The organism is Pseudonocardia yunnanensis (assembly GCF_039534065.1).
Classification (GTDB): domain Bacteria; phylum Actinomycetota; class Actinomycetes; order Mycobacteriales; family Pseudonocardiaceae; genus Pseudonocardia; species Pseudonocardia yunnanensis.
This window is the reverse complement of sequence record NZ_BAAAUS010000006.1, coordinates 114,631-140,876: the sequence shown is the minus strand read 5'-3', so window position 1 is coordinate 140,876 and position 26,246 is coordinate 114,631. Positions and strand designations below refer to the sequence as shown.

At 71.9% G+C, this 26,246-nt stretch carries 23 protein-coding genes; 14 read left to right on the top strand and 9 right to left on the bottom strand.

Annotation, left to right across the window (positions count from 1 at the left end):
* Positions 1-23: 23 nt before the first annotated feature.
* The 3 genes from ABD743_RS06900 to ABD743_RS06890 all read right to left on the bottom strand — a co-directional run bounded on the left by ABD743_RS06900 (position 24) and on the right by ABD743_RS06890 (position 2,726).
* The gene (locus ABD743_RS06900) at positions 24-1,292 is read right to left on the bottom strand and encodes an ABC transporter substrate-binding protein (protein ID WP_344719954.1); all 1,269 of its coding nucleotides are present in this window, start codon (positions 1,290-1,292) and stop codon (positions 24-26) included.
* Positions 1,293-1,316: 24 nt separating this feature from the next.
* Positions 1,317-1,445 carry a hypothetical protein gene (locus tag ABD743_RS06895; protein WP_344719952.1) on the bottom strand — a complete coding sequence of 43 codons (129 nt, stop codon included), beginning with the start codon at positions 1,443-1,445 and terminating at the stop codon, positions 1,317-1,319.
* 291 nt (positions 1,446-1,736) lie between these two features.
* Positions 1,737-2,726: a LacI family DNA-binding transcriptional regulator gene (locus ABD743_RS06890; protein ID WP_344719951.1), complete on the bottom strand. Its 990-nt coding sequence runs from the start codon at positions 2,724-2,726 to the stop codon at positions 1,737-1,739.
* A 204-nt stretch (positions 2,727-2,930) separates the two neighbouring features.
* Between ABD743_RS06890 and ABD743_RS06885 the strand changes: the two genes are divergently transcribed.
* The 5 genes from ABD743_RS06885 to ABD743_RS06865 are packed head-to-tail and all read left to right on the top strand — an operon-like array spanning position 2,931 to position 8,708.
* Positions 2,931-3,179 (top strand): hypothetical protein, encoded by a 249-nt coding sequence (locus tag ABD743_RS06885; RefSeq protein WP_344719950.1) that lies wholly within the window; start codon positions 2,931-2,933, stop codon positions 3,177-3,179.
* 52 nt (positions 3,180-3,231) lie between these two features.
* On the top strand, positions 3,232-4,542 hold the full coding sequence (locus ABD743_RS06880; RefSeq protein WP_344719949.1) for an extracellular solute-binding protein: 1,311 nt from the start codon (positions 3,232-3,234) through the stop codon (positions 4,540-4,542).
* A gap of 20 nt (positions 4,543-4,562) precedes the next feature.
* Positions 4,563-5,435: a carbohydrate ABC transporter permease gene (locus tag ABD743_RS06875; RefSeq protein WP_344719947.1), complete on the top strand. Its 873-nt coding sequence runs from the start codon at positions 4,563-4,565 to the stop codon at positions 5,433-5,435.
* Complete coding sequence (locus ABD743_RS06870; RefSeq protein ID WP_344719946.1) at positions 5,432-6,349, top strand: carbohydrate ABC transporter permease; 918 nt, start codon at positions 5,432-5,434, stop codon at positions 6,347-6,349. The genes ABD743_RS06875 and ABD743_RS06870 overlap by 4 nt, the downstream gene beginning before the upstream one ends.
* 34 nt (positions 6,350-6,383) lie before the next feature.
* Positions 6,384-8,708, top strand: coding sequence for a beta-xylosidase/alpha-l-arabinosidase (locus ABD743_RS06865; RefSeq protein ID WP_344719945.1), 2,325 nt, complete (start codon positions 6,384-6,386; stop codon positions 8,706-8,708).
* A gap of 4 nt (positions 8,709-8,712) precedes the next feature.
* Here ABD743_RS06865 and ABD743_RS06860 read toward each other — a convergent pair whose 3' ends face one another.
* Positions 8,713-10,695: a TPM domain-containing protein gene (locus tag ABD743_RS06860; protein WP_344719944.1), complete on the bottom strand. Its 1,983-nt coding sequence runs from the start codon at positions 10,693-10,695 to the stop codon at positions 8,713-8,715.
* Positions 10,696-10,812: 117 nt separating this feature from the next.
* Between ABD743_RS06860 and yczE the strand changes: the two genes are divergently transcribed.
* Both yczE and ABD743_RS06850 read left to right on the top strand, forming a co-directional pair.
* The gene (gene yczE, locus ABD743_RS06855) at positions 10,813-11,454 is read left to right on the top strand and encodes a membrane protein YczE (protein ID WP_344719943.1); all 642 of its coding nucleotides are present in this window, start codon (positions 10,813-10,815) and stop codon (positions 11,452-11,454) included.
* Between the two features lie 139 nt (positions 11,455-11,593).
* Complete coding sequence (locus ABD743_RS06850; RefSeq protein ID WP_344719942.1) at positions 11,594-12,448, top strand: LLM class flavin-dependent oxidoreductase; 855 nt, start codon at positions 11,594-11,596, stop codon at positions 12,446-12,448.
* Positions 12,449-12,520: 72 nt separating this feature from the next.
* On the opposite strand, the gene ABD743_RS06845 is transcribed toward ABD743_RS06850, so the two are convergent.
* Together ABD743_RS06845 and ABD743_RS06840 are read right to left on the bottom strand one after the other, a co-directional pair.
* Positions 12,521-13,792: a multidrug effflux MFS transporter gene (locus ABD743_RS06845; protein ID WP_344719941.1), complete on the bottom strand. Its 1,272-nt coding sequence runs from the start codon at positions 13,790-13,792 to the stop codon at positions 12,521-12,523.
* Positions 13,793-13,867: 75 nt separating this feature from the next.
* Positions 13,868-15,235, bottom strand: coding sequence for a type I glutamate--ammonia ligase (locus ABD743_RS06840; RefSeq protein WP_344719940.1), 1,368 nt, complete (start codon positions 15,233-15,235; stop codon positions 13,868-13,870).
* 63 nt (positions 15,236-15,298) lie between these two features.
* Between ABD743_RS06840 and ABD743_RS06835 the strand changes: the two genes are divergently transcribed.
* From ABD743_RS06835 to ABD743_RS06810, 6 genes are all read left to right on the top strand, one after another.
* Positions 15,299-16,291 (top strand): alanine racemase, encoded by a 993-nt coding sequence (locus ABD743_RS06835; RefSeq protein WP_344719939.1) that lies wholly within the window; start codon positions 15,299-15,301, stop codon positions 16,289-16,291.
* Between the two features lie 23 nt (positions 16,292-16,314).
* Positions 16,315-17,475 (top strand): pyridoxal phosphate-dependent aminotransferase, encoded by a 1,161-nt coding sequence (locus tag ABD743_RS06830; protein ID WP_344719937.1) that lies wholly within the window; start codon positions 16,315-16,317, stop codon positions 17,473-17,475.
* Positions 17,472-18,380, top strand: a complete 909-nt coding sequence (locus ABD743_RS06825; RefSeq protein ID WP_344719935.1) for an NADP-dependent oxidoreductase — start codon at positions 17,472-17,474, stop codon at positions 18,378-18,380. The genes ABD743_RS06830 and ABD743_RS06825 overlap by 4 nt, the downstream gene beginning before the upstream one ends.
* A 60-nt stretch (positions 18,381-18,440) precedes the next feature.
* Entirely contained in the window at positions 18,441-18,986 is a 546-nt protein-coding gene (locus tag ABD743_RS06820; protein WP_344719933.1) for a hypothetical protein, read from the top strand.
* Between the two features lie 61 nt (positions 18,987-19,047).
* The gene (locus ABD743_RS06815) at positions 19,048-19,650 is read left to right on the top strand and encodes a hypothetical protein (protein ID WP_344719931.1); all 603 of its coding nucleotides are present in this window, start codon (positions 19,048-19,050) and stop codon (positions 19,648-19,650) included.
* Positions 19,647-22,838, top strand: a complete 3,192-nt coding sequence (locus tag ABD743_RS06810) for an ATP-binding protein (protein WP_344719929.1) — start codon at positions 19,647-19,649, stop codon at positions 22,836-22,838. The genes ABD743_RS06815 and ABD743_RS06810 overlap by 4 nt, the downstream gene beginning before the upstream one ends.
* A gap of 13 nt (positions 22,839-22,851) precedes the next feature.
* Here the strand turns inward: ABD743_RS06810 and ABD743_RS06805 are convergent, their stop codons facing one another.
* Positions 22,852-23,124, bottom strand: a complete 273-nt coding sequence (locus ABD743_RS06805; protein WP_344719927.1) for a helix-turn-helix domain-containing protein — start codon at positions 23,122-23,124, stop codon at positions 22,852-22,854.
* A gap of 33 nt (positions 23,125-23,157) precedes the next feature.
* Between ABD743_RS06805 and map the strand changes: the two genes are divergently transcribed.
* Positions 23,158-23,937, top strand: a complete 780-nt coding sequence (gene map, locus ABD743_RS06800) for a type I methionyl aminopeptidase (protein ID WP_344719926.1) — start codon at positions 23,158-23,160, stop codon at positions 23,935-23,937.
* A gap of 15 nt (positions 23,938-23,952) precedes the next feature.
* Here the strand turns inward: map and ABD743_RS06795 are convergent, their stop codons facing one another.
* The gene (locus ABD743_RS06795; RefSeq protein ID WP_344719924.1) at positions 23,953-24,765 is read right to left on the bottom strand and encodes an SDR family oxidoreductase; all 813 of its coding nucleotides are present in this window, start codon (positions 24,763-24,765) and stop codon (positions 23,953-23,955) included.
* A 1,016-nt stretch (positions 24,766-25,781) separates the two neighbouring features.
* Positions 25,782-26,237 carry a VOC family protein gene (locus tag ABD743_RS06790; protein ID WP_344719922.1) on the bottom strand — a complete coding sequence of 152 codons (456 nt, stop codon included), beginning with the start codon at positions 26,235-26,237 and terminating at the stop codon, positions 25,782-25,784.
* Positions 26,238-26,246: the final 9 nt, after the last annotated feature.

Below are 26,246 nucleotides of genomic sequence, written 5' to 3'. Positions count from 1 at the left end.
GGGCCCCGCACTGGTCCCCGCCGTCACCTGAGTGCGGCCTCGGTCTCGTTGAACCACTGCGCGACCGCGTCCTGCACCGAGATGCGGCCGTAGGCCAACTCCTCGTTGATGCGCAGGAAGGCGGAGTCGGCGGTGCCCACGCCCGCGGGCGGGATGGTCGGCGGCACCGTCAGGTACTGCCCGATCGTCTTCTCGTACTCGGCCACTGCAGCATCGGTCGCCGACAGCTTCGGGGTGGCGGCCTCGCGCTGCGCGTTGCTGGCCGGCAGGCCGCGGTTGCCGCCGAAGATCTCCCCGACGCGCGGGTCGTTGACCATGAAGTCGATCAGCTCCGCGGCCTGCCGCGGGTGGTCGGTGCCGCTGAACGCCGAGAGCAGGATGCCCGGACGCAGGCGGATCCCCAGGTCGTCGGGGTTCGAGCTGGGGAGCGCACCGAGAGCGAGCTTCCGCTCGGTCTCCCCGGCGTACCGGGTGAGCATGCTGTCGAGGTTCACGGTGGACGCCGCGAGATCGGCGCCCATCACGGTGACCGGCAGGGCCTGCGCCACCTTGTCCTGGGGCGGGAACGCACCGGCCGCGCGCAGGTCGACGCCCTGCTGCCAGAACCGCTGCAGGTCCTCGTGCGTGGCCTCGATGCGGCCGTCCTCGGTGAAGAGGACCTTGCCCTGCTGGCGCAGCCAGATCTCGAAGACGCCCATGATCGACGTGTAGTCCCACGCGCCTGCCATGCCGGAGGCCCGGGCGACCTGGGTGACAGCAGCCCCGTACTCGTCCCAGGTCCAGCGCTCGGGGATCGCGACGCCGGCGGCCTGGAACGCTGCCGGGTCGTAGATCATCCCCCAGGTGTTGCCCGACAGGGCCACCGCGAACCGCTCCCCGCCGACCACACCCGCCTGCTGCAGGCCGGGCAGCAGGTCGTTCACGGGTACGGGGTTCTCCGCCTCGTCGAGGTTCAGCAGCAGGCCGCGGTCGCCGTACTCGCGCAGGTAGCTGAAGTCCATCTGCAGGACGTCGGGCGTGCCGCCGCCCGCCGACTCGGTGTTGAGCTTCTGCCAGTACTCGGCGAAGTCGGAGAAGTTCGGGACGATCTTGACGTCGGGATGCTCGGTCTCGAAGATCGCGATCGCCTGCTGCATGAGCTCGGCCCGATCGGCGTTGCCCCACCACGAGTAGCGCAGCTCGACCGGGCCGCCGTCGTCACCGCCGCTGCCTCCGCAGGCGGTGAGGACCATCAGGAGGGCGGCGGCCAGCGCAGCCGGCAACCGGGACCGGTGACGCTCTCCGTTGAGCATGCGTTTCTCCAGGTCGGTAGGGAATCAGGACTGCGTCAGGGACCAGGGGGGCCGGACAGCGGCTACGCCGTGGTCGTGCTGCAGGCCGAGCCCGTGGGGGGAGGGCTCGGCCTGCAGGCCCCCGTCGGGGCCGTCGGCGCCGGCGTAGGACATCAGCGGTCTGTTCCGTGGGGCAGGGGGCGCGTGCTCACGGATCTCCGATCGACGATGACGGGAGCGGAAAGCGCTTGCTACGTTCGCACAGGATGACCAACCGCACAATCCGTAAATTTCCGAAACTTCCGACCTCTCGCCACCCGGGCCGGCTCACGCCGGAGCGGCTGGTGTCGTCCGGATGATCTTGGCGACCATGATCGCTCCGAGATCCAGATTTCCGCCCTAACGAGGGCTGATATCCGGATCTCGCGGCGATCTTCGCCGGACTCCGGTTCTGGCGGGGGCGGGTCAGTGGGGGGCTGGGCCCGTGCTCTCGCGCACCACCAGGTGCGTCGCCAGTTCCACGCGGGGTGGGGGTGTGGTGTCCTCGGCCGCCAGCGCCAGCCGCACGGCCTCGCTCGCCATCCGGGCGAGGGGCTGGCGCACCGTCGTGAGCTGCGGAGTCATGTCTTCGCAGAACGCGATGTCGTCGAAGCCGACCACGGAGAGGTCCTCGGGGATGCGCAGGCCGCGCGTCGCGGCTTCCTGGTAGACGCCCACGGCCTGCATGTCCGAGCCGGCGAAGATCGCCGTGGGGGGCTCGGCCAGGTCGAGCATCTGCTGGGCGCCCAGTCGGCCGCCGTGGGGCCGGAAGTCGCCGAAGTGCACGAGGTCCTCGTCGGGTGCGATGCCGGCGCGTCCCAGAGCGGCCCGGTAGCCCTCGACGCGCTCCTGGCTGCACACCAGTTGGGGACGCCCGGAGATCACACCGATCCGGCGGTGCCCGAGGCCGACCAGGTGCTCGACGGCGCTGAGCCCACCTGCCCAGTTCGTGGCGCCGACCGTGGCGAACGAGGGGTCGCTTCCGCCCACCGGGTCGAGCAGCACGATCGGGGTGTGCAGGGCGGCCAACTGCTCCACCACCTCCGGGTCCGGCTCGCTCACCACGAGCACGAGCCCGTCCGAGCGGCGGGCCATCAGGTGGTCGAGCCACTGCCGGTCACCGGCCGGACGGTTCTCCGCCGAGGTGAGGACGATCTGGGCGCCCGCCTTCCTGGCCTCGGCCTCGGCGCCACGCAGCACCTCGACCACCCAGGGCGAGTCGAGGCTCGGCAGCACCATGTCCACCAGGCCGACCCGCCGTTGGATGCCGGGCTTGCGTCGCTGGTAGCCGCGGTCGGCCATCACCTGCTTGACCCGTAGTCGGGTGGCCTCGGCGACGTCGGAGCGGCCGTTCAGGACCTTGGAGACCGTCGGGACCGACACGCCGGCGTGCTCGGCGATCTCCGCGATCGTCACGCGGCTGCTGGTCGTGTCCAGGGATCCTCCCGAGCTCGGGCCGAGGGCGGCGCGAATGCTAGCCGAAACTTTCTGTGGCGGTCACAGCGCGATATCGGTCGGCCGCCGAGGCCTTGACGATCGCCGGTTCGGAAACCTACGGTCGGCCACCTTGAATCGCAAGTCTCGGAAAGTTTCGGCGGCCGGCTCGAAGGGGAGTCCGCAGTGACCAGACGACCTCAGGGCGCCGCTTCGTCCCGCATCACCGGACGAACGGCACTACCGCCCGATCTAGCCGGTCGACAGTGCCGTTCGCGCGGCACCGACCCGTTCCGGCGCTCGGGACTTGTGGACTTCTTCCTCGGTGAGCGGCCGATCGCCGTCGACTCCGAGCGGCACGCTCCCGCGCAGTCGCGCACCCGGCGGACCACCCCGCAGCAGCCCGCCGACCCCTGGGTCGTGGCCGCTGCCTGACGAGGGCACGGGCCGCGACCGACCACCGATTCCACTCCCCGAGGGAGAGCACATGCCGACCTGGTCCACCATGCGGACGGCGCTGGCTGCAGCCGCCGTCGCGCTGACCGTCACAGCCACCGCCGCCTGTGGCACCGCCGGCCCCGCGGGGGCAGGTGGGGGCGGGCTCACGTTGTGGACGCTCGAGAACGAGGGCATCAACGGCGTGCAGCAGGCCGCCGTCGACTCCTTCAACGCCGGTGAGGGCCCGGACATCGCACTTCGGACCTACGTCAACGACCCCTACAAGGCGGCGCTGCAGACGGCGATCGGCTCGCCGAACGCGCCGGACGTCTTCTACAACTGGGGCGGCGGCAACCTGAAGGGCTACGTCGACGCCGGTCAGGTGGCCGACCTGAGCGCCGCCCTCGACGCGAACCCCGCAGTCAAGGACGCCTTCCTGCCCAGCGTGCTCGACGTCGGGACGATCAACGGCAAGGTCTACGGCATCCCGATGCAGGGCGTGCAGCCCGTGTCCTTCTTCTACAACAAGGACGTCCTCTCGGCGGCCGGCATCAGCACGTTCCCCACCACCTGGCAGGGCTTCCTGGAGACGGTGGACAAGCTCAAGGCCGCCGGGGTGCAGCCGATCGCACTGGCCGGCTCCCAGCCGTGGACCGAGCTGATGTACCTGGAGTACCTGCTGGAGCGCAACGGCGGCCCGGAGAAGTTCCAGGCGATCGTCAACGGCACGCCGGGTGCCTGGAGCGACGCCGCGGTGGTCACGTCGCTGCGCCAGATCAAGGATCTGATCGACCGCGGCGCGTTCGGCAGCAACTTCTCTGCGGTCAACTACGACAACCAGGGCTCGCAGGCGCTGCTCACCAGCGGCCGCGCCGCGATGGAGCTCATGGGCTCGTGGGAGGTCACGAGCCTCAACGACAACTTCCCGGACTTCGTCAAGGCGGGAAAGCTCGGCTGGGCCGACTTCCCCGCGGTCGAGGGCGGTGCCGGTGACCCCGAGGTCATCGTCGGCAACCCCAGCAACTTCTACTCGGTGGCCGCGAGCTCGTCGGACGTCGCGGCGGCCACGAAGTTCCTGATCGACAACATGACCAGCCCCGCCTACGTCAAGGGCATGATCGACGTCGGCCAGGTGCCGGCCATCAAGGGTCTGGACCAGCAGATCGCCACCGGCGAGTTCGCCGACTACAACCAGTACGTCTACAAGATGGTGCAGGACGCGCCGAGCTTCACGCAGTCCTGGGACCAGGCACTTCCGGCCGACGTCTCACAGGCGATGCTCACCAACCTCTCGCAGGTGTTCCTGGGCAGCATGACGCCTGAGCAGTTCGGCCAGGCGATGGACGCGGCGGCGCAGTGAATCGCTCGTCCCATGTGGACGTGGCACGGCCCGGCTTCGGCTGGGTCGTGCCCGCCCTGGTGTTCTTCGCGCTGTTCGCCCTGGTCCCGATGCTGGCGCTGATCTACCTCAGCTTCACGACCTACGACGGGCTGAACCCCCCGGTGTGGGTGGGGATTCAGAACTGGCAGACGCTGGCCGGGGACCAGGTGTTCCTCGACTCGCTGCGGCTCTCCGGGATGCTCACGCTGCTGTCCTGGGTGCTGCAGACAGCCGTCGCGTTGCCGCTCGGTGTCTACCTGGCAGGCAAGCAGCGCACGCGGGCCGTGCTCGCGGCGATCTTCTTCGTGCCGCAACTGATGTCCGGCGCCGCGATCGCCGTGTTGTGGGGCACGCTGTTCGACCCCAACTTCGGGCTGGCGAGCGTGCTGGGCCCGCTGGTCGGGGTGCCCGACGGCAACTTCATCGGCAACCCGTCACTCGCGTTGTACGTGGTTCTCTTCGTGATCTCGTGGCAGTTCATGCCGTTCCACACCTTGTTCTACCAGGCGGCGACCCGGGCGATCCCGGAGTCGCTCTACGAGGCGGCCACCCTGGACGGCGCAGGCCGGTGGCGGCAGTTCCGGTCGATCACGGTGCCGCAGCTGCGGCACACGATCATCACTTCGGGCGTCCACATGATCGTCGGGTCACTGACGTACTTCGAGATCGTCCTGATCCTGACGAACGGGGGCCCCGGCACCGCCACCCGGATCCTGCCGCTGCACATGTACATCGAGGGCTTCCGCAGCTTTCAGATGGGCTACTCCGCCGCGCTCGCCGTGGTGCTGCTCGTGATCGGCACAGTGCTCTCGCTCGTGATCACCCGAGTCACGGGCTACCGCCGGATGGCCAGTCAGCGGGAGGGCCTGTGACGACAACGAGTCCCTCGACGTCGCGCCCGGCGCCGCCGCCGGCTCCTCCCACCGGGACGCCGTGGTCGCCGCGCAGGCGCTCCCGGCGCTCGGGCGCATACCGCCGGCCCAACATCGTGGGAGGCCTGGGTGCCGGAGTCTGGCTCGTCATCGTCGGGGTGCCGCTGTACTTCCTGGCGGTCACCAGCCTCCGGGCGTCCGGTGCGTATCTCACCGACGGCCCGATGGCGCCCCCGACGAGCCTCACCGCCGAGAACTACATCACCGTCCTCACGTCGCAGTTCCCCCGCTACTTCCTCAACAACCTGCTCGTGACGGCGGCATGCGTCGCGATTGTGCTGGTGCTGGCGCTGCCCGCCGCGTTCGCGATCGTGCGCAGCCGCAGCCGGCTGGTCTCCACCGGCTTCTCGGTCGTCCTGCTCGGCCTGGCGGTGCCGGCCCAGGCGGTGATCGTGCCCCTGTATCTGATGATCACTCAGCTGCGGCTGTACGACTCTCTCCTCGCGATCATCCTGCCCACGGCGGCCTTCGCGCTGCCCCTGTCGATCGTGGTGCTGACGTCGAGCCTGCGGGACGTGCCGAAAGAGCTGTACGAGGCGATCGCCATCGACGGGGCCGGCACGGTCCGCACGCTCTTGTCCCTGGTGCTCCCGCTGTCGCGCTCCGGCCTGGCGACGATCGGCATCTACACCGCGCTGCAGGCCTGGAACGGGTTCCTGTTCCCCCTGGTGCTGACCCAGGACCCCGCTGTCCGGGTGCTCACGCTCGGGCTCTGGGACTTCCAGGGCCAGTACGGCACGAACGTCCCGCTCGTGACGGCCGCCGTGGCCCTTTCCCTGCTCCCCCTGCTGGTGGTCTACCTGCTCGGGCGCCGCTTCCTGCTCGCGGGTCTCACCGCGGGCACCGGCAAGTGAACCTCCCCGATCACCGAACTTCCGAGAGGACGTCATGAGTACCGACGTGTCCACCACGAGCGCCGCGACGGGCACCGACGACCCGCGGGTCGCCGAGCTCGTCGCCGGCATGACGCTCGAGGAGAAGCTCGCCCAGCTGGTGGGCCTGTGGGAGGGGCGGGGCGGCTCCGGCGAAGGCGGCGACGTCGCCCCGATGCAGGACGCGATGCAGGCGGATGAGAGCGGGTTCGAGGAGTTCGCCCGGCACGGGCTCGGACATGTGACCCGCCCGTTCGGCACCGCGCCGGTCGACCCCGTCGAGGGCGCCAGGGCCCTCGCCGCGAAGCAGCGCTGGCTCACCGAGCACACCCGGCTCGGCATTCCGGCGCTGGTGCACGAGGAGTGCCTCACAGGCCTCGCGGCCTGGAAGGCCACCACGTTCCCGGCGCCGCTGTCGTGGGGCGCGAGCTTCCACCCGGAACTGGTGGAGGAGATGGGTGCGGCGATCGGACGGTCGATGGCCGCGCTCGGCGTGCACCAGGGGCTCGCCCCGGTGCTCGACGTGGTGCGGGACGCCCGCTGGGGCCGGGTCGAGGAGTGCATCTCCGAGGACCCCTACTTGGTAGGCACGGTCGCCACCGCCTACGTGCGGGGCGTCCAGAGCACCGGAGTCGTGGCCACCCTCAAGCACTTCGTCGGGTACTCGAACTCGCGGGCCGGACGCAACCTCGCACCGGTGTACGCCGGACCGCGCGAGGTCACCGACGTGCTGCTGCCCCCGTTCGAGATGGCCGTGCTCGACGGCGGCGTGGACTCGGTGATGAACTCCTACGCGGAGATCGACGGCCTTCCGGTCGCCGCCGACGCCGGGCTGCTCACCGGTGTGCTGCGGGAGCAGTGGGGCTTCGCGGGCACGGTGGTGTCGGACTACTTCGCCGTCGCGTTCCTCCACACCCTGCACGCGGTGGCGGCCGACCTGGGTGACGCCGCGGCGCAGGCCCTCGTGGCGGGCATCGACGTCGAGCTGCCCACCGGCACGGCCTACCTGGCGCCGCTCGCCGCCTTGGTGCGGTCCGGCGAACTGCCAGAGGAGGTGGTCGACCGCGCAGTGCACCGGGTGCTGGCGCAGAAGGCACGGCTCGGCCTGCTCGACGCGGTGTTCGACGAGACCGCCGTGGACGATGCCATCGATCTCGACCCGGCCGGGCACCGGGCGCTGGCCGCCCGGCTGGCCGAGGAGTCGGTGGTGCTGCTCGGCAACAACGGCGTCCTGCCGCTGGACCCGGGCACCGGGAGCCGGATCGCGGTGGTCGGCCCGAACGCCGACGACACCTCGGCGCTCTTCGGCTGCTACAGCTTCGCCAACCACGTGCTCGCCCAGCACCCCGGCACCGAGCTCGGGCTCGACGTGTCGAGCGTGCTCGGCGCGCTGCGGGCCGAACTGACCGGTGCGGGCTTCGAGTACACCCGCGGCTGCGACGTGGACAGTGCCGACACCACGGGCTTCGCCGCCGCAGTGGCCGCCGCCCGGGACGCGGAGCTCTGCGTCGCGGTGGTCGGCGACCGGGCGGGCCTGTTCGGTCGCGGCACCTCCGGTGAGGGCTGCGATGCCGAGTCGCTGGACCTTCCGGGCGTGCAGCGACAGTTCGTGGAGGCGCTGTTGGACACCGGCACACCGGTCGTCCTCGTGCTCCTCACCGGGAGGCCGTACGCCGTCGGGTGGGCGATCGACCGCTGTGCGGCCGTCGTCCAGGCGTTCTTTCCCGGGCAGGAGGGTGCCGCGGCGATCGCCGGGGTGCTGTCGGGCCGCGTCAACCCTTCGGGGAGGCTCCCGGTGAGCCTGCCCCGCTCGGTCGGCGCCCAGCCCTACAGCTACCTGCACCCGAAGCTCGGGGGCGCCAGCTCGGTGAGCAACATCGACACCGAGCCGGTGCGCCCGTTCGGCTATGGGCTCTCCTACACGGCGTTCGAGCACACCGACCTGCGTGTCGTCGCCGAGCGGGTGGCCACGGACGGCGCGATCCGGGCGGTCTCGCGGGTCACCAACACCGGCGACCGGGCCGGCACGGAGATCGTCCAGCTGTACGCCACGGACGTCGTCGCCACCGTGACGCGTCCGGTGGTGCAGCTGCTGGGCTACGCCCGCGTGCACCTGGAGGCGGGCGAGAGCGCCGAGGTCGCCTTCGACGTGCCCACTCAACGGCTCGCCTTCAGTGACCGGCGGATGGTGCGAGTGGTCGAGCCGGGCACGATCGAGCTCTTCGTCGGTACGAACTGCGAGAGCCCGGTGCTGACGGGTGCGGTGGAGCTGACCGGACCCGTCCACGAGGTGAGCACGGCCGACCGCCGCCTGGTGGAGGTGACGATCAGCCGGGCTTGAGGCGTCAGAAGCGGCCGCCGCCACCGCGGCGGCCGCGCGTCGCGGAACCACCGAAGCTGCCGGGGCTCCTCCGGGTGCCGCCACCACCGAAACCGCCACCGCGGCTGCGCCCGCCGCCGTGATACCGGCCGCCGGAGCCGGCGATGATCCCGCCGAGGATCAGGCTGCCGAGATCGATCCCGCTCGACGCGGTGGGCGACGGCACCGGGCGGGACCAGCGGGAGACGTCCGCCTGCGCCAGCCGCAGGGCCTCCTGCGCGAGGGCGTCGGCCTGCTGCGCCTCCCGCAGCGCGGCGACCGGGTCGCCGCCGGCGCTCGCCTGCTGCAGGTGCCGCTGTGCCTCGGCGAGCCGGGTGCGCGCCTCGCTCCCGACCGCACCGCGCCGGGTCGCGATGAAGTCGCCCGCCGCCGCGACGGTGGAACGGGCGGTGAGCACGGTCTGGTCGAGGGCCGCGGCGGCGCGGCGGGCCCGGTCCTTGGCCATCCGCGCCTGGTCGAGGCCCTGGTCCAGCGCGGTGCCTGCTTCGTCGAGGAGCCGCAGCGCGGAGATCGGGTCGGGCTGCTGCGCTGACGCGGCCTGGTCGGCTGCTGCCACAGCGGCCTCGGCCCGTGCAACGACCGGGCCCAGGTCGCCGGCACCGTTCGACGCCGACAGCGCCCGGGCCTCGGCGAGGTCCTGCACCACCTCCGCTCGGGCGGCGGAGACCCGACCAGCCGCGTCGGCGAGCTCGGCCTCCCGCCGCCCGATCCCGTCGAGCAGCGTCTCGGCCTGGGTGATCGCGTCCTCCGCGGCCCGCCCGGACACCACGGCGGCGGCCGGACCGGGGGTGGTGAGCTCGGTGCGCGCTTCGTCGACCTCCGCCTGCGCCGCGGTGAGCAGTTGGCGCGCCTGGTCGAGGTTGCCTGCCACCGGGGCCAGCGCGGGGGCGGCGTAGCGCCCTTGCAGCGCGCTCCAGCCCGTCGCGGCCTCCGGGAGCCGGGCCGTGACGGAAGCGAGCCGCCCGCCCAACCCGGCGATGTACTCCGGTGCCTTCGCCTCGAGGCTCCGCAGCTTGTCGAACGCCTCGACCTGCGCGTCCAGTCGCTTGTCGGCGGCACCGGCCGTGCGGATGATCCGGCCGTACATCGACCGCTTCGTCGGCTCGTCCTCGGGCTGGTCGTCGTCGAGCTGCTGGCGGACCTCGAAGGCGTCGAGCATGTCGGCGCGCGACTGCTCCAGCGCGGCCGCGAACTCCGCCACGGCGTGGTCGCCGAAGTGGGCGCGGGCCGCCGACAGCTCCTGCTCGGAGGTGCGCACGGCGTCGTCCACGTCGATGAGGGCGGCGCTGGCGCGGTACGCGAGGTCGTCGGTGGAGACATCGCTGAACTCGTCGCGCTGCGCGGGCGGAGGTGGTCCGGCCCCGGCCGCCGCAGGCGCATCGCCCCGCGCCTTCTTCCGTTGACGGGCGAGCAGGTACGCCCCGCCGCCGACCACCGCGGCACCGCCGACGATCAGCACACCGACCGGGACCTCGCCCGGGCCGGAGCTGTCCGCCGTGCGCAGCCCTTCCGCGAGACCGATCGCCGCGCCTGCCCAGTCGCCGGCGGCCAGCCGCGGCTCGACGTCCCTCGTGCGGATGCGGTCCGTCTCGGCCACCGAGAGCGGGAACCCGTCGGCGACAGAGACGTAGTACGCGCGGTCACCGGTGGCCACCGCGAGGAGGACGTCCTCGGTGCCGAGCTGGGACAGCTGCGCGGTCTGGTCGGCCCAGGCCTGCGGGGAGGCCCCGTCGAACGAGTTGACGTAGACGACGAAGAGGTCGATGCCGTCTTCGGCGCGCAACTGCTCGATCGCGGCGGCGACCTGTTCCGTCTGGCCAGGGCCGAGCACCTGCGCCTGGTCGCTGACCCGGTCGACGAGCCGGAACGGTGGCTCGGCGAGCGCTACACCGGCGCCGCCGACCAGCAGCGTGGCGAGCAGGGCAGGGATGATGGACAACCTGCGCACGGCGACCTCCGCTATCCGGGATATCGCCATCATGTCGGCTCGCGGCCCTTTGTGCCGGGAGTCCACCTGAGGGAGATTGGCCCTGGTCACGGCCGGGGGACCCCCGAGGATGGGGCAATGGCCGTTGTCGATCTACGCCCGCTCCCCGTCAACCGGCATCCGGCCAGACGGATCCCGCAGCTGCTGGTAGGGCTCATCCTTTACGGGACCAGCATGGCGATGCAGATCCGCGGGGCGCTGGGGATCAACCCGTGGGACGTGCTGCACGAGGGAATCACGGAGCAGACGCCGCTCAGCTTCGGCGCGGTCACGGCCATCACCGGCGTCCTGGTACTGCTGCTGTGGATCCCGCTGCGCCAGCGGCCCGGCATCGGGACGGTGGCGAACGTCGTCGTGATCGCCCTGGTCGTCGACGCGGCGCTGGCGGTGATCCCGGAGCCGGCGGGGCTCCCCGCGCGCATCGCACTGCTGGTGGGCGGCGTCGTTCTGAACGGTGTCGCGACGGCGGCCTACGTCGGGGCGCGGCTCGGCCCTGGCCCGCGCGACGGGCTGATGACGGGTCTGGCCGGACGTACCGGATGGTCCGTTCGACTCGTCCGGACGTGCATTGAGGCGACTGTGCTCGTCGCCGGATGGCTCCTCGGTGGCACAGTCGGGGTGGGCACCGTGTTCTACGCACTCGCCATCGGGCCGCTCACACAAGCGTTCCTCCCCCTGCTGACAGTGCGGGACGGCCGAGGCGAACGTGAGGGTCCCTGATTCACAAGATCAACCGGACGCGGGTTCGGCGAGAGCCGGCCCTAGGCTTTGGTTGAAGGCTCACCGACGCGCCTGCACGGATTGACGGCGCCGGCCTCGCCGCGCCTCAACCATCTCATCGATCGGCCAAGGAGAATTCATGAAGATCGGTCTCGGGCTTCCGAACCAGGTCCGCAACGTACGCCCCGAAACGATCCCGCAGTGGGCGGCGAAGGCCGAGGAGGCCGGGTTCTCCACCCTCGGCACGGTCGGCCGATACGCCTACCCCGGCGTCAGCGACACGGTCACGCTCGCGGCTGCGGCGGGCGCGACCAGCACGATCGGGCTGTTCAGCCACGTCATGCTCGCCCCGGTGTGGCCGGGAGAGCTCCTGGCCAAGGAGTTGGCAGGCATCGACGGGGTGTCCGGCCACCGGCTCAGCCTCGGGCTCGGCATCGGCGGGCGTCCGGACGACTTCGTCGTGGACGGGTACGGGATGAGCGGCCGCGGCAAGCGGTTCGACCACGACCTCGAGACCTACCGCAGCATCTGGAACGGCGATCCGGTCGGGGGCGGCGTCAACCCCGCTGTGCCGGCCGGCACCCGTCAGATCCCGCTGCTCTTCGGCGGTTTCAGCCCGGCGGCGCTCGGGCGCATGGCGCGCGTCGGGGAGGGCTACGTCGGTGCCTCGATGCCGGCGTCCATGGTCGCTCCGTCCTTCGAGGCCGCCAGGGCGGCGTGGACGGAGGCGGGGCGCTCCGGCCAGCCGAGGATCGTCGCGATCGGCTACTTCGCCCTCGGCGCGGAGGACCAGGGGCGCGCCAACGTCAAGGACTACTACAGCTTCCTGGGCGAGGAGATGTCGAACGGATCCGCGGCCGGCGTGAGCGGCTCGCCGGAGGCCGTGCGCGAGGCGGTCAAGGAGTACGAGGACCTCGGCGCCGACGAATTCATCCTCATCGGGACGACCGACGACATCGACGAGGTCTCCCGCGCGGCCGAGATCGTTTTCTGACCTTCGGCACTTCGTACCGGCCGGCAGCGGCCGTCGAGCCGTCCCCCGACGCCCGCGGCCGCTGCCCGCCGGTCAGTGCACGACCGCGGCTTCCAATGCCACGGCCGAAGGCTCCATGTCGGGCAGCCGCCACGGCCGCACGACGACAACGAGGACGAGCGTCGAGAGCACCAGCCCGCCGGCGACGATGATGGCCATCGCGATGGCGTTGTTGCCCAGCACGCCCACAAGCGGCGAGACGAGCGCGCCGACGCCGAACTGCACCGCACCCAGCAGGGCAGCGGCGGTGCCGGCGGCCTCGCCGTGGCGGGACAGCGCGACGGCAGGCGCGTTGGGCAGGGCGAGGCCGACGGCGAACAGCACCAGCCACAGCGCGACCAGGAACCCGATGACCCCGCCCAGACCGAGCAGCGCGACCGTGAGCAGCACCAACGCGGCCACCGAGCCCGCGACGACGGCGGCGAGCAGCAGCTGACGCGGCTCGAAGCGGCGCAGCAGCACCGGGTTGAGCTGCGTGGCGGCGATCAGCCAGATCGCGGCCGTGCCGAAGACCAGCCCGAACACCTGCTCGCTCAGTCCGTACTCCTCCTGGAAGACGAACGAGGCGCCGGAGACGTACGCCATCACCGCCGACATGGCGAGACCGGCGACGAGCACGAGCCCGAGGAACGTGCGGTCGCGCAGCAGCCCGCCGTAGGTGCGCAGCGTGCCGAGCACGCCGGTCGTCTGGCGGCGCTCAGGGGGAAGCGTCTCCGGCAGGGCCCGCGCCGCCACGGGGATCAGCACGAGCCCGATGAGGGCCAGCACCGCGAACACCCCGCGCCACGACGTGAACGCGAGGACGTAGCCGCCCACCGTCGGAGCGATCACGGGAGACACGCCCATCACGAGGATCAGCCTCGAGAGCAGGGTCGCGGCTGCCCGCCCGGTGTAGAGGTCGCGCACGATCGCGAGTGCGATCACCGAACCCGCCGCTGCGCCGAGGCCCTGCAGCACGCGCAGCCCGCCGAGCACCTCGATGGAGGGCGCGATCAGGCAGAGGGCCGAGGCGATCACGTGCACGGCCGTTCCGGCCAGGAGCGGCATGCGCCGGCCGAAGCGGTCCGACAGCGGCCCGATGATCAGTTGTCCGAGACCGAGCCCGAGCAGCGTGCCGGTGAGTGTCAACTGCACGGTGGCCGAGGACGTCAGCAGATCCGTGCTGATCGTCGGCAGCGCGGGCAGGTACATGTCGATGGTGAAGGGCCCCAGCGCGATGAGCGCGCCCAGCACCAGCACCAGCCGGAGGCGAGCCCCCCGGGTGTCCGGTACTGCCGGTGGGACACGATCGGGAGTCAGCGTCACGAAGGGGTGAAATCCGCCGGCTGCGACTGGTGTTCCCGATCACCCGATCGTGTGAGCCAGCTCTCGGTGCGAGCCTCAGTAGCGCCAGCGCAGTCCGGCCAGGACGTCGTCGGGTGATCGGTCCTCGGCCGCCGCGGCGTCGGATCGCCGGACGGCGAGAAACGCGCCCAGAAGATCGTCGCCGAGCACGGCCGGGATGCGCGGGTTACCCGTCAGAGCGGCCTCCTGCTCCGCCTGGGTCCGCGGGAGCAGGGCGATCTTCTGCCCGGCGCGCTCGTTCTCGCTCCACGATCCGGGGTCGGCCTGCACGGGCGGTTCGAGCGAGAGCTCGTCGGCGACACCGGTTGCTCCCGCGGCGAGCACAGCGGCCAGCGCGAGATAGGGATTGGCCGACGCGTCCGACGTCTTGAGCTCGACGTTCGCGTGGTCGGACCCGAGGAACTTCGAGCCCGGCACGTACCGCAGCGGCGCCTCTCTGTTCTCCACGCCCCAGAACGCGAACGCCCCCGCGAAGAACCCGGGCCGCAGCCGGGCCAGCGACCCGAGGCTCGGCGCTGTGATCGCCGCGACGGCGGGCAGGTCCCGCAGCAACCCGGCGATGTAGGCGGCACCCTCGGCGCCGGGGCCCTCCGGACTGCCCGCGAGCAGGTTGCGCCCCTCGCGCCAGACGGAGCTGTGGATGTGCCAGCCGTTTCCGGCGGCGGCCTGGGCCGGGAGTGGCGCGAAGCTCAACCGGAGCCCGTTGCGGCGGGCGGCTGCGCGCAGCGTCTGGCGGGCGAGGAGCTGGCGGTCGGCGGCCGTGACGGGGTCGCTCGGCGCGAGGGACAGCTCCATCTGGGCCGGCCCGTACTCGGCGTGCAACTGCCCGATCTCGAGACCGTTCGCGGTGAAGTCGCGCAGAACGTCCGCCATGAACTCGTCGACCGCGAGGAGCGCGTGCGGGCTGTACGCGGGCCCGGGATGAGCGGGAACGAGCTCGTCGGGGCCGCCTTCCGCGTACACGCCGAACTCCATCTCGTAGCCGACGAGAGCCGTCAGCCCGGCTTCGGCCAGCTCCTCGACCTGCCGCTCCAGCACCGCCCGCTGGTCATAGGGCCAGGGAGCACCGTCGGCGTCGAGGATCCGGCCCGGCGCCCAGGCCAGCGACGGCTGACCGGCCAGCCGCACGAGCCCGTCGAGCACCGGTACGAGCCGGACGTCCCCGGACGGCGACGAGAGCCCTTCGTGGGCGTAGGTGATCGCATCCGAGCTGTCGAACACGGCGAAGAGCGTGGTGACACCGATGCCGGTCTCGGCCACCCGGGGCAGCGCGGCAACGGGCACGGTGCGCGAGCGCGGGATCCCGTTGTTGTCCGCCCAGCTGATCGTCACGCCCGCGACACCGGCATCGGACAGCTCGGCGGCGACGGTCCGGGCGTCGGGCCGCACGTCGGAAGTCGTCATGGCGGGCACGATCCTCCGCCGCGACGCAGCGCGCCAACCACCACGCTGGCTAGCGTGGGGATCATGCGGATCGACGAGCTCCCCACGCCCGCGTTGCTGGTGGAGCGGGCCCTGCTGGAGTCCAACCTCGACACGATGAGCGCCGCCCTGCCCGGGACGAGGCTGCGCCCGCACGTCAAGGCGCACAAGTGCAGCGCGCTGGCGCGCCGCCAGCGCGCGAACGGCCACCCCGGTTTCACGTGCGCCACCATCCGGGAGTGCGAGGTGATGGCCGGTGCCGGGCTCGGTGAGGACCTGCTGCTGGCCAACGAGGTGCTCGACATGCGCCGACTCGGGGCACTCGTGCGTTCGGGAGCGCGCGTCACCGTCGCCGTCGACTCGCCGGAGACGGTCGCGGCGGCTGTGGCGGGTGGAGTGCGCCAGGTGCTCGTCGACGTGAACGTCGGGCTGCTGCGGTGTGGCTGCCCGCCGCAGAAGGCGGGCGATCTCGCCGACGAGGCCCGCCGGGCGGGGCTCGAGGTGCGCGGGGTGATGGGCTACGAGGGCCACCTCATGCTCGTGGCCGATCCGGCCGACCGGGCCCGGAAGACCGCGGAGGCGATGGCGCTCCTGGTGTCGGCCGCCGCCGACGTGGGCGGTGAGGTGATCAGCGCGGGCGGAACCGGGACGTACGCCGACAACACCTGGGCCACCGAGATCCAGGCAGGCTCGTACGCCCTCATGGACACCGCATACGGAGCGATCGGGCACCCCTTCGGGCAGGCCCTGTCGGTGCTCGGCACGGTCGTCTCGGTGGCGGCAACGCACGCGGTCGTCGACGTCGGGCTCAAGGCGCTCGGCATGGACCACGGGCTCCCCACCATCGCGGATGCGCGGGTGCGGTTCTGCTCGGACGAGCACACGACGTTCGTGCCGGAGACGCCCGCGCGGGTCGGGGACCGGATCAGGGTCCTGCCTGCGCATGTCGACCCGACGGTCGTGCTGCACGAGCGGATGCATGTGGTGGACGGTGCCGAGGTGGTCGAGACCTGGGAAGTCGACATGCGGGGTTGGTGACCGAAGGCGGTTACGGTGGGCGGATGCTCGTCGATCGGATGCGCCCCCACACGTCCACGATCTTCGCCGAGATGTCGGCGCTCGCCCTGCGCACCGGCGCGATCAACCTCGGACAGGGCTTCCCTGACACCGACGGTCCGCCCTCGCTGCTCAGCGACGCCGCGGCGAACATCCAGGGCGGGATCAACCAGTACCCACCGGGCATCGGCATCCCCGAGCTGCGCTCAGCCGTGGCCGAGCACCAGCGCCGCTTCTACGGGCTCGAGGTCGACCCCGACGCCGTGCTCGTCACCACCGGGGCCACCGAGGCGATCGCCTCCGCTGTGCTCGCGTTCTGCGAGCCGGGCGACGAGGTGGTGACCTTCCAGCCCTACTACGACTCGTACGCCGCCACGATCGCGCTGGCCGGTGCGGAGCTGCGCGCGGTGCCGCTGCGGCCTCCGTCGTTCGGGTTCGACCCCGACGAGCTGCGTGCCGCGTTCTCCGCCCGCACCCGGCTCGTGCTGGTGAACACGCCGCACAACCCGACGGGCGCGGTGTTCGACCGTGAGCAGCTCACCCTGATCGGCGAGCTGGCCGCCGAGCACGATGCGGTGATCGTCACCGACGAGGTCTACGAGCACATGACCTACGACGGGCGGCCCCACGTGCCGATGGCCACCCTTCCGGGCCTGGCCGAGCGCACGCTGACGATCTCGTCGGTCGGCAAGACGTTCTCGGTCACCGGCTGGAAGGTCGGCTGGGTGCACGGGCCCGGCGAGCTCGTCTCTGCGGTGCGCGCGGTGAAGCAGTTCCTCACCTACGTCAGCGGTGCCCCGTTCCAGCCCGCCATCGCCGCCGCGCTCGGGCTGCCCGACTCCTTCTACACCGGCCTGGCGGCCGATCTGCAGCGCAAACGCGACCTGCTCTCCAACGGGCTGAGGGAGGCGGGCTTCACCGTGTTCGACACGGGCGGCACGTATTTCGTCGTCACCGACGTCACGGCGCTCGGGTTCAGCGACGGTGCCGAGTTCTGCTGGAGCCTGCCGGAACGGATCGGCGTGGCCGCCGTCCCGGTGTCGGTGTTCTGCGCCGACCCCGATCTCGGGCGCTCACTGGTCCGCTTCGCGTTCTGCAAGCGCGACGAGGTGCTCACCGAGGCCGTGTCCCGCCTGGCGGCCCTGCGCTCGGCGGTGCAGGCATGAAGGCCTACGGCTTCACCGCTTTCGGCGGGCCCGAGAACGAGGCGATGCTCGACCTGCCGGTCCCCTCGCCGGGGCCGGGCGAGCTGTTGGTGCGGGTTCGCGCCGCGGGCGTCAACCCGGGCGACTGGAAGCTGCGCGAGGGCGGCTACGGCGACACCGTGCTGCCCGCGGCGCTGGGCCGGGAGGTGGCCGGCACGGTCGTCGGGCTCGGTCCCGGTGTCGACGGTTTCGCCATCGGCGACGAGGTGTTCGGCGGCACCCCGGGCATGGTGGGCGGCTGGGCCGAGCAGGCGCTGGTGCTGGCGTCGTTCGCCGCGCACCGTCCTGAGGGCGTGAGCCCGGCCGATGCGGCGGGGCTACCGGTCGCGGCAGGCACCGCGTACGACGCTCTGAACGGGCTCGACCTCGCCCCTGGCTCGACGTTGCTGGTCAACGGGGCCGGTGGTGGGGTCGGTGTGGTGACCCTGCAGCTCGCCCGGGCCCGTGGGCTCGTCGTCATCGGTACGGCCAGCAAGGGCAAGCACGATCTCGTCGCGTCCTACGGCGCCATCCCCGTTGAGTACGGCGACGGGGTGGCCGAGCGGATCCGAACCGCCGCGCCCCAGGGCGTCGACGCGGTGTTCGACACCGTCGGCGGCGAGGCGCTGCGCGCCGTGGCCGGTGTGCTGTCCGACACGTCGCGTCTGGCCACGATCGCCGACCGGTCGCTCGCCGCCGAGCTCGGGGGCCACGGCGTGGAGCGCGACCGCAGCACCGCAGTGCTCAGCGCGCTCGCGGGGCTCGTCGCCGATGGCGCGCTCGACCCGCACGTCACCGAGATCCGCCCCCTCGACGAGGCGGGCGCCGCCCTCGCCATCGTGGAGGCCGGGCACACGCGCGGCAAGGTCGCGATCCGGGTCAGCTGACGTGATCGGCCGCCGGCACCCGCTGCGGTGCCGGCGCACCGAGGCAGGCACAGTGACGCCGTGACGGCGAATCGGCTAGGGCTGCTGATCGGTGCGGTTTTCGGGACGATCTACGTGGTCGTCAACGCAAGCGCGCTGGGTGCGCCGGTCGGCACGCTTCTGCAGGTGGTGGGTGTCGCGGCCCTCGTCGGGCTGCTGGTCTTCATGTTCCGGTCCCGCCCGGCGCCGGGCGCCGCCGCAGGTAATGCCGTCGGGTTCAGCCGTTGGTACTGGGCCGTCGTCGCCGCCGAGGTGGTCGCCTTCTTCGCGGGCACCGCGGTGCTGCGCGGGCCGCTCGACCTCCCGCTCGCAGTCCTGCCCTGGGTCACCTTCGTCGTCGGCGTCCACTTCCTCGGGCTCGCCAAGGTGTGGAGCGCGCCATCGCTGTTGTGGCTGGGGGCCGGCCTCGCGGCCTGCGGCCTGCTCGGCCTCCTGGTGGCCGTGACCGGTGCCGGCGAAGCGGTTGTCGCCGTCGTCGCCGGTGTGGCTCCCGGGCTGATCCTCCTGGGAGGCAGCTGGTGGGGCGCGATCCGCGGCGGCCGTGAAAAGGCCGCAGCCGCTGAGTGAGCCCCGCTTGCCTGCACGACCCGGCAACGACCCTCGAAGCCCCGATCTCGGAGGACGACAAGTGCCCACTGACCAGCTGACCGTGCGCGAGCGGGCCACCCTGCTGGCCTTGATGGCCGAGGCTCGCGAGCTGACGAACGCGGAGCTGCGCGACGCTGCCGGCTTCGCGCTCGACGGCCGGTACCGGCGCCGGCTGAACGAGCAGAAGCTGGTGACCTCCCGGAAGGTCGGCCGCGGCTTCGCGCACGAGCTCACCGACGACGGCTGGGCCTGGTGCACCGCCGAGCTGTCCATGGAGCGTCCCGACCGGGCGGGTTCGCTGGGCGGAGCGCTCTACACCGTGCTCGCCGGGCTGCAGCGGTACGTCGCCAGGGGTGGCCTGCTCCACGAGATCTTCACGCCGGACGTCGAGGTGCTGATCCGGAATGCGTACCGGGAACTCGCGGGTGCACCCGGCCGGTGGGTCGGCCTCGCCGAGCTGCGGGAGAAGCTGCTGGGCGTGTCCCGAGCCGCGGTCGATGCCGAGCTCGAACGGCTGGCGAGCAGCCCGGGCGTCCACATCCAGGCCGAGTCGAACCAGAAGACGCTGACCGAGGCCGACCGTGCCGCCGCCGTCCGGTTCGGGGGCGACGAGCGGCACATGCTGATGATCGAGGCGGAATGACCGACGAGGAGCGGATGGCGCTCGAAGCCGTCCAGTTCAACTGGGCCGTCGCTCCGGACGACGTGTGGAGCCCGGTCACGCACCACGTCGACGGTTTGCACGAGCGCGTTGCGAAGTCCGTGCTGGACTCCCTGTCGGCGGCGCGGGCGAGCCAGGGAGCGAGCCCGATCGGGGTGGTCCTGCAGGGCGACCGCGGTGTCGGCAAGACGCACCTACTGCGGTGGGTGCGTCAGCAGGTGCAGGAGAGCGACGGGTACTTCTTCCTGGTCAAACTGCTCGAGGGCCATGAGTTCTGGCGCAGCGCCGTGCACGGGATCGTCGACGGCTTCTTCGCCGGGCAGGTCGACCAGCTCACGCCCCTCCTGCGCCGTCTCGCTGCGCTCGCGGGAATGTCGCCGCTGGCGCAGACCCGCATCGCAGGAATGCTGCCGCTCTTCCGCGAGGACCTGGACGCGCTCGTCATCGGTATCGGTAGCGTCGATCGCCAGGTGTGGATGGAGTGCCAGAACACCCTGCGGGCGCTGGTGCTCTATCGGGCCGTCCACCCGGAGCTGCAGGAGATCGGGTACGGCTACCTGACCCTCGACGGCGACGTGGAGGAGTCCGCGCGGCTGGACTGGGGCTTCCGGCGCGGCACCCGGTCGCGTCAGCTCGTGTTGCGCGACCTCTCCCGGTTGCTCGCGCTCACGGGGCCGACCGTGATCGCGGTCGACCAGATCGATGGGCTGATCAACCAGTCCGACGAGGCGACGACGGACGCGGCGTCCGTCACGGCGAAGCGCAGCGCGCTGGTCGGCGAGATCGCCGACGGGCTGATGGAGCTCCGGGAGGCGACGCGGCGCACGTTGTCGATCCTCGCGTGCATCCCGGCGTCCTGGGAGACCATCAGGAGCAGCGCGGTCACCTCCGCCGCCGATCGCTTCCGCGTGTCGACGCTGCAGGGTGCGATGCCCGACTCGGACGTCGCGAGGGCGCTGGTCGCGCAGCATCTCGGCGGGTGGTACGCCGAGGTCGGGTTCACCCCGCCCTACGACACGTGGCCCGTGCGGCCGTCGGCCTTCGAGAGCGCGAGCGCGCGGAACTTCACTCCGCGCCGCCTCCTGCAGCGCGTCGACGCGCACATCCGCAAGTGCCTCGACTCGGGTGAGCTGAGCGAGCTGGACGATCTCGCGGACGAGCAGGCTCCCGTCGGTCCGCCCCAGCCGCCTGATCCCCGCGAGCTGCAGGCGATGGACGCGTGGTTCACCCGGTTGCGCGATGAGGCCGACGTCCGTGTGCCCCTGAGCCAGGACAGCGAGGACGACTGGATGCCGCCCCTGCTGACGGCGGGGTTGAGCGCGTACATCGCCGAGCTCGGCGAGGCCGGACAGCACCTGGCGGTGGATCAGATACGCGGGAGGAAACCCGCGTTGCACGCCCGCCTGCGTCGGACGCTCGATGAGCGGACCGAGGACGAGGTGCACGTCGCCTTCCGCGGGATCGCGCACACGCACGCCCGTGCGGTGCAGAGCCGGATCAGCGCGGCGAGCACCGAAGCCGGCCTGAGGGCAGGCGGGGACAAGCGCACGCTCGTGCTGATCCGCAACTCCGCCTGGCCGAGCGGCCCCGTGACCGCCCGGGTCGTCGCCGAACTGGAGGAGCAGGGCGGGATCGTCGTCCCGATCAGCGAGGACGACCTGCGCACCTTCGCGGCACTGGAGGTCATGCAGCGGCCGCAGAAACCGGGATTCCTGGAGTGGCTCGCCGCTCGCAGGCCGGCCGGGTCGACCGAGCTCTTCCGGCGCACCCTCGCCGATGTCGCACCCCCGGAGGCCGACGCTGCGCCGGTGGCCGATCCCGCGTTGCCTCCACCGGCCGACGATCCTCCGCCCGAGCAGGCCGCCGAGAACCGGGAGTCGACCGCCGAGCAGCCGGAGCCCCCGGCGCGGTGGCGGCCCAGCCCGGTGCCCCGGCCCCGTGTGCCGACGGTGCCGGTCGGCAGGTCGGACACCCACCAGCGGGACGTCCACGTGCCGCTCGAGTCGCTGCGCAAGCACACCGTCGTCTTCGCCGGGTCGGGTTCCGGGAAGACCGTGCTCCTGCGGCGGTTGGTCGAGGAGTGCGCCCTCCACGGGGTCTCGGCGATCGTGCTCGACCCGAACAACGACCTGGCCCGCATGGGGGACGCATGGCCTGAACCGCCGGAGAACTGGCGTGACGGCGACGGGGAGAAGGCCGCCACCTACCTCGAACAGACCGAGGTGGTCGTCTGGACGCCTGGTCGCTCGAAGGGGCGGCCCTTGGCCTTCCAGCCGCTCCCGGACTTCGGGGCCGTCCTCGGTGACGACGACGAGTTCGCCATCGCGGTCGCTGCGGCCGTCGCGAGCCTCGCCCCCCGGGCACAGCTGACCGGGCGGAAGGTCGAGTCGGGCAGGGCGGTGCTGCGGGAGGTGCTCACCTACTACGCCGGCCACGGCGCCTCGTCCCTCGACGGGTTCATCGACCTGCTCGGTGACCTGCCCGAGGGCATCAGCGGGCTGCGCAACGGCCAGAAGCTCGCGGCGGAGATGGCGGAAGCACTGACGGCCGCCATGATCAACGACCCCCTGTTCGGTGGATCCGGGGAGACCGCCGACCCGTCGGTGCTGCTCACGCCGCGCGAGGGGAAGAGGGCGCGGATCTCCGTGATCAGCTTCATCGGGCTGCCCGCCGACGAGCAGCGACAGAGCTTCGTCAACCAGCTGCAGATGGCGCTGTTCTCCTGGGTGAAGGCGAACCCGGCGGGCGACCGGCCGCTCGGCGGGCTCTTCGTGATGGACGAGGCGCAGACCTTCGCGCCCTCCGGTGCGATGACCGCGTGTACCGAGAGCACGATCTCCCTGGCGTCGCAGGCACGGAAGTACGGCCTCGGCCTGGTCTTCGCCACGCAGGCACCGAAGGGCCTGCACAACCGGATCCCCGGAAACGCCGCCACCCAGTTCTTCGGCTACCTGAACTCGGGCGCGCAGATCAACGCCGCCACCGAGCTCGCCAGGGCCAAGGGCGGTCAGGTGAGCGACATCTCCCGGCTCAGCTCGGGCCAGTTCTATGTCGCCAGCGAGGGTCTTGCGTTCGAGAGGGTGCACGAGCCGATGTGCCTGAGCCACCACCCGTCGAGCCCGCTCACCTCGGAGGAGGTGATCAGGCGGGCCGCCGAGGGACGGGAGTGACGGATCTGCCTGGTCAAACGGCCTGCACGTTCCGTTCCTCGGGCACCGGTGTCGTGGCGGCCACGAGCTCGTCCAGCGATAGCCCCAGCGCCCCTGCCAGCGCGGACACGGTGAAGAACGCAGGCGTCGGGATGCGACCCGTCTCGATCTTGCGCAGCGTCTCCGCGGAGATACCGGCGTCGCCGGCGATCTCCGCGAGACTGCGGTCTCCCCGCGCCGCGCGCAGCAGTGCACCGAGCCGCTCCCCGCGCTCGCGGTCGGCCGGGGTCAGGGGGACACGCACCATGGCACCAATAGTAATACCGGTATAGTTATCGACATGATTGAGATGAAGACCCCGTCGGAGATCGACGCCGTTCAGGCCGCGGGGAAGATCGTGGCCGACGTCCTCACCGCCGTGCGGGAGCACGTTGCCCCCGGCGTCGCGCCCGCGGAGCTCGACACGCTCGCCGCCGACCTGATCGCGGCCGCGGGCGCGCGGCCCACCTTCCTGGGCTACCACCCGAGGTCCGCCCCCTCGGCCTATCCGGCGGTCATCTGCGCGAGCGTGAACGACGCGGTGGTGCACGGCATCCCAGGCCGTCAGCCGCTGCGCGACGGGGACCTGCTGAGCGTCGACCTCGCCGTGCACCTGGACGGCTGGTGTGCCGACGCGGCGTTCAGCACCGTGGTCGGTCCGGCCGATCCGCGCGACGTCGAGCTCATCGAGACGACGGAGCGGGCCCTCGCCGCCGGCATCGCCGCGGCCGTGCCGGGTGCCCGCATGGGCGACATCGCCCACGCGATCGGCGTCGTCGGCCGCGCCGGCGGGTACGGCCTCCTGGCGAACCACGGGGGCCACGGTGTCGGGCGCGAGATGCACGAGGCCCCGCACGTGCCCAACGAGGGCCGCGCGGGTCGCGGCCTCGTCCTGCGTCCGGGTCTGGTGATCGCGATCGAGCCGATGTTCCTGGCCGGTGGCACCGACGACTACCGCCCCGACCCCGACGGCTGGACCCTCCGCGCCGCCGACGGCAGCCGCGCGGCCCACACCGAGCACACGATCGCGGTCACCGACGACGGGCCGCGGGTGCTCACAGCCGGCCGCCCCACGAGCTGACCCGCCTCGCGAATCTCAGCCCAGCTCCGCGACCACGGCGTCACGCATGCCGGTGGCCGGCCGCCCGAGGAGCTTCTCCAGGTCGTCGGAGGGCTCCGCGAACAGGCCCGATGCGATGAGGTTGTGCACGAACGCGGCCGGCCCGAGGTCGTCAGCCGGCACCGCCCGGTAGGTCACGGGCCGCCCGGACACCTCGCCGAGGGTGCGGGCGAGGTCGGGCAGCGTCCAGAGCGCGCCGCGCACCTCGTACGCCACGCCCTCGTGCTCCGTGCCCGTGAGCGTCGCTGAGGCGGCGAGTGCGAGGTCGTTGATCGTCGCGAAGTTGACCGGCCGCCCGCCGTCGGCGGCCACCAGCTCACCGGACTCGACGGCCGAACGCAGCCCCGGGTTCACGAGCGCCTCCATGTAGAAGGTGTTGCGCAGCAGCGTGTGGGGCACGCCGGACTCGCGCAGCATCTTCTCGGTGGCGGTGTGGTCGGCGAGGAACCCCACGCCGTCCTGCGCCCCGATGGCGCTGGTGTAGACGATCCGGCCGACCCCGGCAGCGCGCGCCGCGTCGACCACGTTGCCGTGCTGGCGGACCCGGGTGCCCGGGGTGATGTCCGGCGAGGAGACGAACAGCAGGACATCGGCGCCCGCGAAGGCCGCTCGCAGCGACTCCGGGTCCTCGTAGTCCCCGGCACGGACCTCGACGCCCTGGTCGGCGAGGGTCGCGGCCTTCTGCGGAGTTCTCGCCACGGCAACGAGATCAGTGGCTGGCACACGGGTGAGCAGGTCCTTCGCGACGATTCCCCCGAGCTTGCCGGTGACTCCGGTAACGACGATCATTCCTGCTCCTCCACAACACTCCCGCCGGGACGAGATGACCGTAGGCGTGCCGGACGATGCGCCGCCCCGCACCCGCCGCCCCGGCCGAAACGAGCGGTGGTCGCGGCCACGGTCTGGGATCGATCATGATCACCGCGAGTGTGGCCGATGCGCCCTCTCGAGGGCGGGAACCCTGATCTCGGAACGATCATCGGCCCAAGATCGCCGTGAGATGAGGCTGCGCGCCCTCGTGGGGGCGGAAACCCGGATCTGGGAACGATCATGCGCCGGTCGGCCTGCCGGCTGGCTGAGCGGATCTGCGGTGATCGCCGCGCGGTCCTGCGGGGCGAAAACCCGGATCTGGTGCAGTCTGGTCCGCCTGCGGGAGGGATCGGTGGCGAAGATCGCCGCGGCGGCCGTCCGATAGGACTGAACCAACGTGCCGCTCGTTCAACTGGTCCCGCCCGGCGCCGCCTCATCGGGTGGATGAGCGGCGCGGCGGTCCGATAGGTCTGGACCAATGCGCTGCTCGTTCAGCTGGGGCTCTGCGCACACCCCCGCGTGCACCGCCGGTCCGGACGAGCGGCGCGACCGTCCGATAAGACTGGACCAACGCGCCGCTCGTTCAGCGGGGGCGCTGCGCACACCCCCTGGCGCGCACCGCCGGTCCGGACGACTGGCTCGGCCATCCGATAGGTTTGGACCAAGGTGCCGTTCCTTCAGCTGGGGGCGGCACGCCCCGGGGCGCCGCCTCGGGCCGGACGAGGGGCGCGGTAGTCCGATAGGGCTGGACCAACGCGCCGCTCGTTCAGCTGGGGCGCTGCGCACACCCCGGGAGCGCGCACCGCCGGTCCGGACGAGCGGCGCGGCCGTCCGACAGGATCGGACCAACGCGCCGCTCGTTCACCTGGGCACCGCGCGGCCCGCGTGTGCCCGCGGGGCTCGGCTGGACGAGCGGCGCGGCGGTCCGATAGGGCTGGATCAGCGGGCCGTTCGTTCAGTTGGGGCACGCAGGCTGCGCGGCTCACGGCCGCCCGTCAGGTTGCCGGCGGCTCGTCTTCCGTCCACTCGTCCTGAGGCTCGCCCGGCCGGTGCACGCCGAACGACCACTCGAAACCCTCGGGGTCGACGACCCGGAATCGGTAGTTGCCCCATTCCGTGGTCTCGGGCTTCCAGATCGTGGTCGCGCCGGCGTCGACCGCGCGGGCGTAGAGCGCGTCGACGTCGTCGGGGGCGGGGACGCTGAGGTAGACCCCGTAGCCCATGGTGGGGCCCTTGCGCGGCGGGCGCTCGTAGCCGTCGTGGTCGCTGAACACCACGACCACGGCGTCGCCGAGCCGCAGCTCGGAGTGGGCGATGCCGCCCTTCTCGTCCGGGAACGACATGGTCGTCTCGAACCCGAAGGCCCGCTGGAGCCACGTGATGGCGGCCGGGGCGTCGCGGTACCCGAACAGGGCGTGGAGATCGGCGAGGGGCTGTTTCGTCTCGGTCACCCGACGAGC